The following is a 13,263-nucleotide window of genomic DNA, read 5'->3' as shown; positions in this document are numbered from 1 at the left end:
CCCGGCGGCCCGACGAACAGCACGTGGTCGAGCGCCTGCCCGGTCCGGCGCGCCGCCTCGATGAACACCTGCATGTTCGCCCGCGCCGCACGCTGCCCGATAAACTCGGACAGGCTCAGCGGACGGATCGTCTGGTCGGCGTCCTCAGCGCGCTTCTCCGGCGTCAGGAGCGCGTTGGTCGGGGGCTTCGGCTTGCTCATGAACCCTTGCTGCGTGGACCGAACCTGACAGGCCCTCGATGGGGCGTTCCGGAACAGCGCGGACCGCCCCGGGCGCCAGCGCATCCGGTTTTGTTCTTCCTTACCCGCGAAAGGCGGGAAAACTAAGCACGGCGACCGCCCTGCGAGCGGACACACCATCCACCGCGAACGATGAAACCGAAATGGCGGCCCGTGCATTCATGAAGCGATCCCCAAGCACGGCCGCAGAGCGCTTCTCCCCGATATGATGATTTCATTGAAAGCCGCAGGCGTGGCCGGCATCGCCGTGTTCGCCACCTTCGCCGCCCAGGCCGCGAACGGCCCAGCGGAGACCAAGGTCGCCGAGGCCAGCCCGCAGGTCCACACCGCGGCGGTCGAGCGCGACGACGACGCCACCTGCAGTCGGGCGCGCCGCCGCTTATGGATCGAGGGCGAGGGCTGGGTGGTTCGGCGGATCACGACCTGCCGCTGAACGCACCGCCGCGGGATCGCCGTCGCACCCGCCCGTCTCCTGGGCACAACCGAAGACTTACGCAATCTCCGCAGCTGCCGTTCCGGAACGGCCGGTGTTCCGGTCCGTTCCCCTGCATCCCGCGCGATCTGCTCGCGCCGACGCGCACCGGAGCGGTTTCCATGGTGACCCGGACGACCCTGACGCTTCTCGCCCTGACCCTGGCGGCGCCGGTCTCGGCGGAAACCGTCCATCGGCAGCACCCGTACGGCCCGGCTTTCAGGGGTGCAGCTTACGGGGGCCCGGCGTACGGGGGCTATGACGGCTTCGGCGGCGAGTTCGTGCGCGGGTCCTATATCGGCGCCCCCCTGACCCGCGTGCCCCGGCCTTCCGAGATCGTACCGTCTCCGTGGAGCTACGGGACCTACGGGGTTCCGACCGTCTCGGGGATCGCGGCGCCGCCCGCGGCGGCACCGACGCTCACCGTCATCAATGCGGCTGTCCCCCACGGGCGCAACCGGGTCCGGAGCCTCGAGGAGGGTCAGACGGCGGGCGCCCGGGTGATCACGGTTCAGGTTCCCCGTCGCTGATCGCGGCATACCAGTCGGCATAGGACGTGTTGCGCGCCAGCCTGCGGTTGAGGTCGGGCGCGCCGTCGTCCCACCAGACCGGACCGCGCTCGCCCAGGGCGACCTTGGCCGCATCGACGTTCGCCCTGGCCGCGGCGAGGGCGGGCCCCGCTCCGGTTCCACCCTCACGCTCCGCGCGCTTCGCGGCCTGAACAGCGCGGCGGGCCGTCATCAGCTGGACGACGAGTTCTTCCCGGCGCTCGGGCGACAGCGCGGGATTGGCGCTGCGCCACAAGCGCCCGCGAACGACGATGTAGCGCCGGTCTGGCGTCGTCGTGGCGACCTTCATATTGGAATAAGCCCGTTGGTGGTGGGTTAAGTCTTCTGACTTAGACCGCGGATATCAGATCCGGGTCGCGCCATGCAGATCGTCATCGTCGATTCGAGCCGCGTCGTGCTCCAGATCATCGCCTCGCTGATCGAGCCGCGGGGCCATGCCGTGCACCCGTTCACGGATTCCGCGCAGGCGCTCGCCTTCCTCGCCGCGACGCCCGCGGTGCGCGTCCTGATCACGAGTCTCGAGGTTCGGCCCCTGTGCGGCCTCGAACTCTGCTGGGCGGCACGCCTGCTCGCCGAGGAACGCGGACCGCTGCACGTCATCACGATGTCGTCCGCCCGCAACGTCCGCAGCCTGGCCGAGGCCCTCGACAGCGGCGCCGACGACTTCATCGAGAAGCCGCCGAGCGCCGAGGAACTGAATGCCCGCCTCCGCGCGGCCGAGCGCCTGACGACCATGCAGGAGGAGTTGATCCGCCTCGCCGAGACGGATCCGCTGACCGGTTCCTACAACCGGCGCGCGTTCTTCAACCGGGCACGCAACGCGGCGGAACAGCACCGCCGACCCGGTGGAATCTCGGCAATCCTCCTCGACATCGATTATTTCAAGCACATCAACGACGAGCACGGCCACGACGTCGGCGACGTCGCCATCAAGGCCGTCGCCCAGTTGATCGCCGGCGAGGGCATCGCCGGCCGCCTGGGCGGCGAGGAATTTGCGGTGGTGCTGCCCGGCTGCGGCATCGGCGACGCGGCCGCGCGGGCCGAGCGTCTGCGCGCGGCCATCCAGAGGCAGCGCATCCGCGGCGCGCACGGCACGATCCGGCTGACCTGCAGCTTCGGCGTCAGCACCTGGATCAACGGCGACAGCGTCGAAGCCCTGGTCAAGCGCGCCGACATCGCCCTCTACGCGGCCAAGAGCGGCGGCCGCAACCGGGTGGCGTCCTATCCGGGCGACGCCCTGGCTGTCGCGAGCTGACACAGCCGCGCCGTCCCAAAACGGCACAGTCGCGGCGGGCGGATCGCCGGGCTGTCTCAGATCGGCCCTCCAAAACGATCAGTATCCCAAAGACTGGGTCGAATCAGCCGATATCAAGCTTAATATTCGCGAACCTTCGCTGGAACGAATCTTGGAACTTCGACTTCGAGCCCGGTCACTTGTATCAAGCCGGGAGAGAGAGGTGCGAGGTCATGAGTACGGCCGTTGGCGTTCTGATCCTGGATGAACCGCAAGAGCTGAGCGCGACTGTTCGCGCCACATTGGAGCACATGCCCGAGCTCCACACGATCGGCGAAGCGGACCTGGAAAGAGCCGATACCGCCAGCACCGTCGCGCTGATCTTTCTCGACGAGATCCGGCTCGCGGATGGAATCGCCCGCATCGTCGGACTGAAGGAGCGCCAGCCCAACCTCCGTACGCTGGTGGTGTTCGGCGCGCTGACCGCGGACGATCTTCGCGCCCTGCTGGCCGTAGGAGCCGACGCGTTCGTGGCGCGCTCGAAGTCGCCTCGCGACCTCGGGGCCGCCCTGCTCGCCCTCGCGGAGGGTTCGGATTGCCTGGCGCCGCCGGAGCAGCCCGTCACCCTGTCGAACGAGCCGGCCGACAGCCTGGGCCTCACGCCGCGCGAGGCCGAGGTGCTCCGCTTCCTCAGCTCCGGCTTCAGCAACAAGGAGGTTGCCCGGCGTCTGGCTCTCAGCGTGCGGACCGTCGAGACCCATCGTCTCAACCTGCGCCGCAAGACCCAGACGGGCCGGTTGAAGGACCTGGTCTCCCTCGCTCGCCAGCTCGGTCTGGCACCCGTGGTCGAGAGTGGCGAACAGGTCCGGCGCGGCACCGACAGCCGGACGTCGAACGGCGACAACCAGTCCCGTCACTGACGAACATCTCGGGCAGCCCCATGGGGCTGCTCCGTCCTCAGGCCGCGCCGGCCCGGGTCTCGGCTCGCGTCTCGGCCCGGGCCTCCGGCACGAGCTCCCCCGTCGCGGGGGGACGCGCTCGGGAGCCGGCCGCCTTGGCGGATGTCCGACCGCGCGGCTTCTTGCCTGTCCCACCGCTCTTCGCGGCGGGCTTCACCCGCTTCCCGGCCCGGGCCTCGTCCTCGGCTGCGGCCAACCGCACCTGAAGCAAGCCGAGAACCGCCGCCTCTTCGGGACGCAGGCTGGAGAGATCGTTGCTCAGCTCGGATTCGACGGCATCCTTCACCTGGAGGAGCAGCCCGCCTTCCAGATAACAGTCGAGCACCTGGGGATGAATGTAGCACTTGCGGCAGATCGTCGGCGTGTTGCCGAGGCGGCCCGCGACGCTCTCGATCGCCGTCCGGATGTTCCGCTTAGCACCGGCTGCGCTGTCGAAGGTCTCAAACTCGCGCAGCGCCAGCGCCGCCAGCACCGTCCCGGCCCAGGTGCGGAAGTCCTTGGCCGTGAAGTCCTCGCCGGCGATCTCGCGCAGGTAAGCGTTCACGTCCGAAGAGGTGACGTCGCGCTGCGTGCCATCCGTGTCGATGTACTGGAACAGTTCCTGGCCCGGCAGGTCCTGGCAGGCCTTCACGATCCTGGCGACGCGCCGGTCCTTGAGGGCCACGTTCCAGACCTTGCCGCTCTTGCCCTTGAACCGGAACGTCAGGGCCGCGCCGTCGACCCGCACGTGGGGGTCGCGCAGGGTGGTGAGCCCGTAGCTCTTGTTGGTGCGGGCGTAATCGTCGTTGCCGACCCGGATCAGCGTGGTCTCGAGAAGGTGGACGACGGTGGCCAGCACCTTGTCGCGGGAGAGTCCCGGGCCCTTCATGTCGCTGTCGACGCGCTGGCGGATGGCCGGCAGCGCGTTCGCGAAGGCCATGATCCGCGAGAACTTGTTCGCCTCTCGCGCCTGCCGGAAATCCGGGTGGTAGCGGTACTGCTTCCGGCCCTTGGCATCCCGGCCCGTGGCCTGGATGTGCCCGTTGCTGCGGGGGCAGATCCAGACATCCGTGTAGGCCGGCGGCACCGCCAGCGACCGGATGCGGGCCAGCGCGGCCTTGTCCCGCAGGGGCGAACCCTTCGCGTCGAGATAGCGGAACCCGGTGCCGCTGCGCTTGCGCGTCAGGCCGGGCCGACTGTCGTCGACGTAGACGAGCCCGGCTTCCTCGGCCGCGGCACGGAGAGTTCCACCGTTTTCAGCCGTCTCGACAACCGCCATGGCCTACCCCTCCGGTATACGCCGCCGGGCGTCCGGTCCCGGCAAGAAGGCCTTGGTCAACCTGCCGCCCGCAGCGCCGTTCCGGACCTGCGCATCGGTCGCAGGATGCAGCGCCGCGTCGTGCTAGAGGAGCCTCATGGATTCCGCGCCCGTACCCGATAATCTGCCCAGCCCGATGCGCCGCCTGGTTTTCGTGGTGACAGAGGACTGGTTCTTCGCCTCGCATTTCCTGCCGATGGCGCGGGCCGCGATCGGGATGGGCCTCTCGGTGGCCGTCGTCACCCGGGTGCGGGACCACCGCGCGGCCATCGAGGCGACGGGCGCCCAGGTCGTCGCCCTGGAGGCGGAGCGGGCGAGCCTCAACCCGATGGCGGCCGGCTACGCAGCCGGCCAGCTCGCCGGGATCCTGAAGGCGCTCAAGGCCGACATCGTCCACTGCATCGCCCTGCGGGGCATCCTGGTCGGCGGCACGGCCGCCGCCATGGCGGGCATCCCCGCCCGGGTCTATGCCCTGACCGGGCTCGGCCTCGTCGGCGCTCGGACCGACCGGATCGGAAGCGCGGCGCGCCTCGCCCTGCGGACGCTGATCCGCGGTCCCCTGGCGTCGCGAGGAACGCGCTTCCTGTTCGAGAACCCCGACGACGCCCGCGCCCTCGGGCTGGATCCACTGGAACAATCGGTCACGGTTGTCGGCGGCGCCGGGGTCGATCCGGTGCGTTTCGCCCCGAGCCCCCTGCCGACGCTGCCGCCCTTGCGGGTGGCGGTGGTGGCCCGGATGCTCTGGTCCAAGGGGATCGACGTCGCCGTGGAGGCGGCCCGCCTCGCCCGCGCGCAGGGCGCTCCGGTCGAACTCGCCCTGTACGGCGCGCCAGATCCGTCGAACCGCCGCTCGATCGCCGAGGCGGCGCTGCGCGACTGGAGCCGCGACGGTGTCGCGTGGCACGGACCGACCGAGGACGTATCCGCCGTTTGGGCCGGCCATCACGTCGCCTGTCTCCCGTCCCGGGGCGGGGAGGGGCTGCCGCGCACGCTGCTGGAGGCGGCCGCATGCGGTCGGGCGCTCGTCGCCTCCGACGTCCCAGGCTGCCGTAGCCTCGTGCGCGACGGCGTCGAGGGCCTGCTGGTCCCGCCCGACGACGCGCCGGCCCTGTCCCGCGCCCTGGTCCGCCTGAGCGGCGACCCGGCGCTCTTGGCCGCCCTCGGCGCGGCCGCGCGGACGCGAATCGAGACCGGCGGCTTCACCGAGGCGGCCGTCACCGACGGCGTCCGCGCGGTCTGGCGCGATCTGCTGGACGCCTGACCATGCGCGCGCCCGACGATCCCACCGCTTTCATCCGCGCCCATACCCGCCTGCTGCCGGTCCCGCACGCCCCCGAGATCCGTCTCCACGTGGCCGACGAGGCGACCGAGTTGTGGCAGAAGACCGAGCACGAGCTTCAGGAGATCGGGCTGCCGCCGCCGTTCTGGGCCTTCGCCTGGGCCGGCGGACAGGCCCTCGCGCGCTACGTCCTCGATCATCCGGAGATCGCGGCGGGGGCGACGGCTGTGGATTTCGCGTCGGGCTCCGGCCTGGTGGCGATCGCGGCCGCCCGATCGGGGGCGCGGCACGTCATCGCCAGCGACCTCGACCCCTTCGCCACGGCGGCGATCGGCCTGAACGCCGCCGCCAACGCCGTCGCGGAGCTCATCGAGCCCGTGTCCCGCAATCTCCTCGACGGGGCGCCCGACGCCGACCTCGTCCTGGCGGCGGACGTCTTCTACGAGCGCGACCTCGCGCAGGCCGTCACAGCGTGGCTCTCCGGCCTTCAGGCTCGGGGAACCACCGTGCTGATCGGCGATCCGGGCCGGACCTACCTGCCGCGGGAGCAGCTCGAATGCCTGGAGACCTACGCGGTGCCGGTATCGCGGTCGCTCGAAGATGCCGAGATCAAGCGCAGCCACGTGTGGAGGCTCCGGCCATGACGATCGGGCTCCATCCAACGGTTCGGCGACGGCGCGCGGATGCGCCGAGTGTTCATCCGCAGGGATATTGCGGTACCGTCATGTCGCCCGAGGCGCGTCCGTTGCACGCGCCGGAATTGTACGCGGTCCCGCATCGGGGCGTCCTGCGGCGGAAAGGTTCCCGGTGAGTATCGAGCCGAACAACAAGCCGAGGCTTGCCCGCGTGGTTGCCTTCTCGGGGAGCGCCAAGCGGCCGTCGCGCACCCGCGTTCTGGTGGAATCGCTCGGCGCCGAGCTGGGACGCCTGCGCCGCATCGATCTGACCGTCTACGACCTGATCGATGCGGGACCGGGCCTGGGCGCGACGCAGCGCGAGGACCTCTCCCCGGCGGCCGCCCGGCTGATCGAGGCGATCGAGGGCGCCGATGCCCTGATCGTCGGCACGCCGGTCTACCAGGGCGGCTATGCCGGCCTGTTCAAGCACGTCTTCGACTTCGTCGATCCGGCCCGGATGGCCGGCATGCCGGTGGCGCTCACGGCGACCGGCGGAGGCCTGCGCCACGCCCTCGTGGTCGAGCACGGATTGCGGCCGCTCTTCGGCTTCTTCGCGTCCCACGTCGCGCCGACCTCGGTCTATGCCGGCTCCGACGACCTCGTGGACGGCCAAGTGGTCAACGAGACCGTGGCATCCCGGCTCGGCGCCGCGGCGACGGAACTCGCAGCCCTGCTCGACGTGAAACGGATCGTCGACGCCGGCGCGGCGGCCTGATGGCCACTCCCCCCTAGGGCCAGAGGCCCTAGATCCCGGATGGACCACGCTCATCCGCGAGGGATCATGTCAGGTTCTCCGATCATGTCCGGCAAGGCCATCACGCCGCAGCCGGCCACCTACGTCACGGCCTCCGGACTCCCCCGCTACCATCCGGTATCGCAGGCGCTGCACTGGGTCACGGCGGCCCTGGCGCTCGCCATTCTGCCGTTGGCCTGGGTCGCGATCAGCCTGCCGCCGTCGCCGGCCAAGGGCAGCATGTTCGTGCTCCACAAGTCCGTGGGGCTGACGATCCTGGCGATCGTCGTCCTGCGGATCGTCTGGCGCATGGTCCGGCCGGCGCCGCCGGACCCGCAGGCCCCGCGTCTCCTGACGCTGATCGGCCACGTCAACCACTGGCTGCTCTACGCGATCTTCCTGATCATGCCGGTCAGCGGCTACCTGCTGAGCGCGCTCTCGGGCCGCGACACCCCGTATTTCTGGCTGTTCACCGTTCCGGGCCTGCAGAAGGATGAGGCGGCCCAGAAGGTGGCCGAGTCGATCCACGTCGCCGGGCAATGGGCCGTCTACGCCCTGGTGCTGCTGCACATCGCCGGGACGGTGTGGCATCTCGTGATCCGCCGCGACGGCCTTCTGGAACGGATGCTCCCGGTCCAGGACGGCCGCGGCGGCGCCCGGTAGGTCAGTCGACGCGGCGCAGCACGAAGGTGGTGCCGACCTCCGGGTCGCGCCGCCAGCGCCCGTCGCCGCTCGGCACGAGGTCGATGCTGTGGCCGCGCTTGGCCGTGAGCGTCATGCGCCCGTTGGCGTAGCGCCAGCGCACCGGATCGAACACCTCCAGGCCACCGTCGTGGCAGCCGGGCACGATCGTCACGCCGCCACCGCCGCCATCGAGGGTGATCCGGCAGGTGTCGCGTTCCTGGAAGCGGTCGAGGGCGTAGATGCCCGGGGGGGGACCAGGAGCCGCGACCGGAGCAGGCTCAAGTCCGGCCGGAACCGGCGGCGCGGCCTGGAGCGGGGAGGGTGCCGGTGCCGCAGGCTCGGCTTCGGCAGCCGGCGCCCCGCCGGGTCGCATCGCCACGATGTCGAGGGGCACGAAGCTGTAGCGCTCGCCGCCCTCGGCCTGGGCGACGAGGCTGCGCTGGTCCGGCCGGCGGGTGAAGTCGAGAACCGGGCGCACGTTGCGATCGACCAAGCGCACGGCCCCGTCGGCGAAGAGCCATCCCGCGACCCCGTTCATCACCGGCAGGGCGCGCCGGCATCCGGCTGGAAAGCGCAGCTTCCGACCGGCCTCGCCGCTCTCCAGGCCGAGGGTCACGACGCAGCGCCGGTTGCTCCCGTCGCGCGAGAGATCCCAGGTGCCGGGCACCTCGCCGAGCTTCCCCGGCAGGCTGGGCGGTGCCGGGGGCGCGGCCGGCGCCTCCTCGGCCGGGGCCGTCTGGTCGGGGGTCGTCGCCGGCAGGTTCTGCGTTGCCGGCAAATCCTGCGTTGCCGGCAGCTCCTGCGCCGCCGCCGGGCAGGACGCCAGCGCGAGGAGCGTCAGGAACCGCGCCCGCGTGCGTCTCACGCCTTCGGTTCCCAGGGGGTTTCGCCGACCGGTGTCAGAGGTCCCCGTCCCTCGAACCAGGAGATCACGTTGTCGACGACGAGCTGGGCCATGGCGGCGCGGGTATGCTCGGAGGCCGATCCGACATGGGGCAGCAGCACGGTGTTCTCGAGGGCGGCGAGGTCCGACGGGACATGCGGTTCGTTCTCGAACACGTCGAGGCCCGCGCCCAGGATGGTGCCCGCCTTGAGCGCGGCGGTGAGGGCCGCCTCGTCCACGAGGCTGCCGCGGGCGACGTTGACCAGGATGCCCTCGGGGCCGAGCGCCTCCAGTACCGCCGTGTCGACGAGCCCGCGGGTGTCGGAGCCGCCCGGCGCGACCACGATCAGCACGTGGACGGCCTGCGCGAGGCCGACCAAGCTGTCGTGATAGGCGTAAGGCGCGTCCGACTGGCGGCGCCGACCGTGATACGCGATCTCGACGCCGAAACTTTCGAGGCGCTTGGCGATGGCCCGGCCGATCCGGCCGAGTCCCAGGATGCCGACCCGCCGCCCGCGCAGCGAGGCCGTGAGGGGGAACGGCGCCTTCGGCCAGTGTCCCTCGCGGAGGTAGCGGTCGGCCTGGGGCAGGCGCCGCAGCGTCGCGAGCACGAGGCCGATTGCGAGGTCGGCGACCTCGTCGGTGAGCACGTCCGGGGTGTTGGTGACGATGACGCCGCGCCGGTGCGCCTCGGCGGCATCGACCGCGTCGTAGCCGACGCCGAAATTAGCGATGATCTCCAGGTTCGGCAGACGATCCATCAGCGCCCCGTCGATGCCGACCTGACCGCCGACGCAGAGCCCGCGGATCCGCGGCCCGATCGTCTCCAGCATCGCCTCCGGATCCGCGGCGCCCGCGAGGCGATGCACGTTGTGCCGCCCGTCCAGCGACGTCTCGACCAGCGGATGCATCTTCCGCAGGAACAGGATGTCGGCCGCGGCATCAGGCATCTTTCACTCCCAAGTCGGCCGTTCGCCGGCCATTCCCGACCAGCCAGCGAAGCCGTCGGATCCTCCACCCGCCATAGGGCCTCGGCGGGGGGCGGCGCCAGTCGATCCGGACCTCGCGCGTGACATCCGCCCGCGAGCGCCGGGCGGGTATCCGGCTGCGGCAGGCTTCGCCCCTTCCGAAAACCGCCCGCGATGCCTACTAAGGATGACGCATTTCCGCGAGCACCGTGCACCGACGCATCTCCGAAGACGAAAACCGATGACCAGCCCGCGCACCCTCTACGACAAGATCTGGGACGACCACGTCGTCGATGTCCAGCCGGACGGCTCCAGCCTCCTCTACATCGACCGCCACCTGGTCCACGAAGTGACGAGCCCGCAGGCCTTCGAGGGATTGCGCGTGGCGGGCCGCAAGGTGCGCCACCCGGAGAAGACGCTGGCGGTCGTCGACCACAACGTCCAGACCTCCGACCGCTCGCAGGGCATCGACGATCCCGAGAGCCGCACGCAGCTCGAGGCGCTGGCCGAGAACGTGCGCGACTTCGGCATCGAGTTCTACGATGCCCTCGACGTGCGCCAGGGCATCGTCCACATCATCGGGCCCGAGCAGGGCTTCACGCTCCCCGGCCAGACCATCGTGTGCGGCGATTCGCACACCTCGACGCACGGGGCCTTCGGGGCGCTGGCGCACGGCATCGGCACCTCGGAGGTCGAGCACGTCCTCGCCACCCAGACCCTGGTGCAGCGCAAGGCCAAGAACATGCGCGTGACCGTCGACGGCGCCTTGTCGGACGGCGTGACCGCGAAGGACATCATCCTGGCGATCATCGGCGAGATCGGCACCGCGGGCGGCACCGGCCACGTCATCGAGTATGCCGGCGCGGCGATCCGCGGCCTCTCGATGGAAGGCCGGATGACGATCTGCAACATGTCGATCGAGGGCGGAGCCCGCGCCGGCATGGTCGCCCCCGACGCCACCACCTTCGCGTACGTGAAGGACCGGCCGAAGGCTCCGAAGGGCGCCGCCTTCGATGCCGCCCGGCGCTACTGGGAGGGCCTCGTGACCGACGAGGGCGCCTTCTTCGACCGCGAGGTGCGGCTCGACGCCGCCAACCTGCCGCCGCTGGTGAGCTGGGGGACGAGCCCCGAGGACGTGATCTCGATCCAGGGCCGCATCCCGGATCCGGCCGAGATCGCCGACGAGAACAAGCGGCAGTCGAAGGAGAAGGCGCTGGCCTACATGGGCCTGACGCCGGGCACCCGGATCACCGACATCACCCTGGATCGGATCTTCATCGGGTCCTGCACCAACGGGCGCATCGAGGATCTGCGCGAGGTTGCCCGGGTGGTCGGTGACCGCAAGGTGCATGACGGCGTGTCCGCCATGATCGTCCCCGGCTCCGGCCTGGTGAAGGCCCAGGCGGAGGCCGAGGGGCTCGATAAGATCCTGAAGGCGGCGGGCTTCGACTGGCGCGAGCCGGGCTGCTCGATGTGCCTGGGCATGAACCCGGACAAGCTGCGTCCGGGCGAACGCTGCGCCTCGACGTCGAACCGCAATTTCGAGGGGCGGCAGGGTCCGCGTGGGCGCACGCACCTGGTCTCCCCCGCGATGGCCGCCGCCGCCGCGGTGGCCGGGCGCTTCGTCGACATCCGGGACTGGCCCAGGGGCTGAAATCGCGATTGACGGCGACGGCTCGGTTGCCTAAACGGAGCCGTCGCCGGCCACTGGCCGACGGCGAGCCCAGGTGGCGGAATTGGTAGACGCGCTGGTTTCAGGTACCAGTCTCGCGAGAGGTGAAGGTTCGAGTCCTTTCCTGGGCACCATTCTACCGTAGCCCGATATGTTTCAGCTGGACGTGAGTTGCTGACCGGGTTGCAAGGCCGGGTCACCCCTCCGGATGAGCCTCAGCACGAAGCGCGACATGGCCCGATCCGAGTCGGGCTTCCGGACCCGACCGCTATTTCGGACCGGGCGCGACGGGGCGCTGCCGCAGGGTGCGCGAAGGCCTGATCCAGGCCGCGACGCCGCCGACCTCTCGGCCCGGCGCTGCCTCACAATCCCCAATCAGCCGGAAGTTCAGGGCGGGCGGCGGCACACGCTCTTCCGGTGCAGAGCGCTGGATGACCTGTTCGGTGGTCCGTACAGCTGATCAGTCAGGAAAGAGGACGCTCGTTCAACCCCCTGCGTACCGCGCGCTCGGCGCAGGCATGTTGACGGAGGGCGCGCCCTTCGGCGGCAAGTCGGCTTTCAGCCAAGCGGTCGCGGTGCTGATGGCCGCCACGAGTATCGCCCCGATCTTCAGCATCCCCATCGCGAACTTTCGGCTCATGACGCGGCCGTTCGTGCTGCCCCGCATGCAGGGCGGGTTCGATCGGTCGCGCTGATCAACCTCACAGGTGCTGCCTTCCCGATCGGAGGGGTTTCGGCTTGCCCCCGCGCCTGGTCAACGGAAGCTGCGCCTACAAGCCGACGGATGCGTCGGTGGCTCAGTACCGATCGTCGACAGCGCTCCCCGACCCGGGCTCAGCGTCCCTGGTCGCCGCGGGGGGGACCTCCGGTTCTGGCTGCGGATGTGTTGTCCCGCGCTTGACCACTGAGCTTGTGGTCGACGGAGATTTCACCGCCGGAGAAGCACCGGGCGGTCCCATCTTTCCGACTGGGCCAGGAGCTCCCTGGGGTCCTCGTGGTCCGGGCGGTCCGGCTGGCCCAACTGCTCCGGCAACACCGGCCGGCCCCGGAGGACCTGCCGGACCGGGTTCGCCCTGCGCACCCATCGGACCGGGCTGGCCCATGGCCCCCCTGTCACCTTTCGGACCTGCCTCCCCCTGCGGCCCCGCCTCACCGCGCGGTCCGGATGGCCCGGCTGGTCCGACGAGCCCCGGTGCCTGCGGCCCCTGCTGACCGCAATCGCTGACCACGATGTCGCGGGACTGTCTCGGTGTCCGAAGCGTCGCGATACAGGTGGCCGGGTGATAGACGACCCGGAATTCGAAATAGCCCTTCGCGTCGGTGTGCTGAGGGAATTTGCCGTCGAGGGTGATTTCGCTGTCGGGCTCGTCGGCATACCCGAGAACCCACAGATAACCGCCCGTGATCTTGGCATCCTCGACTTTCACGTCAGCATAGGCAGGCATCGCATATGTCGCGATGAGACCTAAGCCTAACCACCTGATCGCCTGTCCTCGCATCGCAATACGCTCCTGGAGCTATGGCACCTCAGGCACCATGTTTGGAGTTGCGCTCGACAACTCGTAGCGACGTCGGGGCGCCCGATGCGCCCCGGGGG

At 70.2% G+C, this 13,263-nt stretch carries 14 protein-coding genes, 1 tRNA gene and 1 pseudogene; 11 read left to right on the top strand and 5 right to left on the bottom strand.

Going from position 1 to position 13,263, the window contains the following annotated elements:
- A pseudogene (locus MKK82_RS17775) lies at positions 1-200 on the bottom strand (Holliday junction branch migration DNA helicase RuvB); the annotation flags it as partial.
- Between the two features lie 247 nt (positions 201-447).
- Here MKK82_RS17775 and MKK82_RS17770 point away from each other — a divergent pair.
- Complete coding sequence (locus MKK82_RS17770) at positions 448-672, top strand: hypothetical protein (protein WP_238287375.1); 225 nt, start codon at positions 448-450, stop codon at positions 670-672.
- Positions 673-833: 161 nt separating this feature from the next.
- Positions 834-1,241: a hypothetical protein gene (locus MKK82_RS17765; protein WP_238287374.1), complete on the top strand. Its 408-nt coding sequence runs from the start codon at positions 834-836 to the stop codon at positions 1,239-1,241.
- On the opposite strand, the gene MKK82_RS17760 is transcribed toward MKK82_RS17765, so the two are convergent.
- A complete protein-coding gene (locus MKK82_RS17760) occupies positions 1,216-1,569 on the bottom strand; it encodes a hypothetical protein (RefSeq protein WP_243986365.1) in 354 nt (117 codons plus the stop codon). The two genes, MKK82_RS17765 and MKK82_RS17760, sit on opposite strands and share 26 nt — an antisense overlap.
- Positions 1,570-1,641: 72 nt before the next feature.
- On the opposite strand from MKK82_RS17760, the gene MKK82_RS17755 reads away from it, so the two are divergent.
- A complete protein-coding gene (locus tag MKK82_RS17755; RefSeq protein ID WP_238287369.1) occupies positions 1,642-2,535 on the top strand; it encodes a GGDEF domain-containing protein in 894 nt (297 codons plus the stop codon).
- 212 nt (positions 2,536-2,747) lie between these two features.
- Complete coding sequence (locus MKK82_RS17750; protein ID WP_243986364.1) at positions 2,748-3,434, top strand: LuxR C-terminal-related transcriptional regulator; 687 nt, start codon at positions 2,748-2,750, stop codon at positions 3,432-3,434.
- 37 nt (positions 3,435-3,471) lie between these two features.
- Here MKK82_RS17750 and MKK82_RS17745 read toward each other — a convergent pair whose 3' ends face one another.
- Entirely contained in the window at positions 3,472-4,731 is a 1,260-nt protein-coding gene (locus MKK82_RS17745) for a DNA topoisomerase IB (RefSeq protein ID WP_238287365.1), read from the bottom strand.
- A 175-nt stretch (positions 4,732-4,906) separates the two neighbouring features.
- Between MKK82_RS17745 and MKK82_RS17740 the strand changes: the two genes are divergently transcribed.
- The 4 genes from MKK82_RS17740 to MKK82_RS17725 all read left to right on the top strand — a co-directional run bounded on the left by MKK82_RS17740 (position 4,907) and on the right by MKK82_RS17725 (position 8,122).
- A complete protein-coding gene (locus MKK82_RS17740; protein WP_373323324.1) occupies positions 4,907-6,031 on the top strand; it encodes a glycosyltransferase family 4 protein in 1,125 nt (374 codons plus the stop codon).
- Positions 6,032-6,033: 2 nt separating this feature from the next.
- The gene (locus MKK82_RS17735) at positions 6,034-6,693 is read left to right on the top strand and encodes a class I SAM-dependent methyltransferase (protein WP_243986363.1); all 660 of its coding nucleotides are present in this window, start codon (positions 6,034-6,036) and stop codon (positions 6,691-6,693) included.
- Between the two features lie 163 nt (positions 6,694-6,856).
- Complete coding sequence (locus tag MKK82_RS17730; protein ID WP_238287361.1) at positions 6,857-7,441, top strand: NAD(P)H-dependent oxidoreductase; 585 nt, start codon at positions 6,857-6,859, stop codon at positions 7,439-7,441.
- A 66-nt stretch (positions 7,442-7,507) separates the two neighbouring features.
- Positions 7,508-8,122: a cytochrome b gene (locus tag MKK82_RS17725; RefSeq protein ID WP_238287358.1), complete on the top strand. Its 615-nt coding sequence runs from the start codon at positions 7,508-7,510 to the stop codon at positions 8,120-8,122.
- Position 8,123: 1 nt separating this feature from the next.
- On the opposite strand, the gene MKK82_RS17720 is transcribed toward MKK82_RS17725, so the two are convergent.
- A complete protein-coding gene (locus tag MKK82_RS17720; protein WP_238287356.1) occupies positions 8,124-9,008 on the bottom strand; it encodes an AprI/Inh family metalloprotease inhibitor in 885 nt (294 codons plus the stop codon).
- On the bottom strand, positions 9,005-9,976 hold the full coding sequence (locus tag MKK82_RS17715; protein ID WP_243986362.1) for a 2-hydroxyacid dehydrogenase: 972 nt from the start codon (positions 9,974-9,976) through the stop codon (positions 9,005-9,007). The genes MKK82_RS17720 and MKK82_RS17715 overlap by 4 nt, the downstream gene beginning before the upstream one ends.
- 259 nt (positions 9,977-10,235) lie before the next feature.
- On the opposite strand from MKK82_RS17715, the gene leuC reads away from it, so the two are divergent.
- The 3 genes from leuC to MKK82_RS17700 all read left to right on the top strand — a co-directional run bounded on the left by leuC (position 10,236) and on the right by MKK82_RS17700 (position 12,361).
- Positions 10,236-11,648 carry a 3-isopropylmalate dehydratase large subunit gene (gene leuC, locus MKK82_RS17710; protein WP_243986361.1) on the top strand — a complete coding sequence of 471 codons (1,413 nt, stop codon included), beginning with the start codon at positions 10,236-10,238 and terminating at the stop codon, positions 11,646-11,648.
- A gap of 67 nt (positions 11,649-11,715) precedes the next feature.
- Positions 11,716-11,800: transfer RNA gene (locus MKK82_RS17705), tRNA-Leu, on the top strand.
- A 297-nt stretch (positions 11,801-12,097) separates the two neighbouring features.
- Complete coding sequence (locus MKK82_RS17700) at positions 12,098-12,361, top strand: hypothetical protein (protein WP_238287352.1); 264 nt, start codon at positions 12,098-12,100, stop codon at positions 12,359-12,361.
- Positions 12,362-13,263 lie beyond the last annotated feature (902 nt).

Source organism: Methylobacterium sp. E-046 (assembly GCF_022829625.1).
In the GTDB taxonomy this organism is placed as follows: domain Bacteria; phylum Pseudomonadota; class Alphaproteobacteria; order Rhizobiales; family Beijerinckiaceae; genus Methylobacterium; species Methylobacterium longum.
Note: the sequence above shows the minus strand (reverse complement) of the source record. Positions and strands in the feature narration are given on the sequence as shown.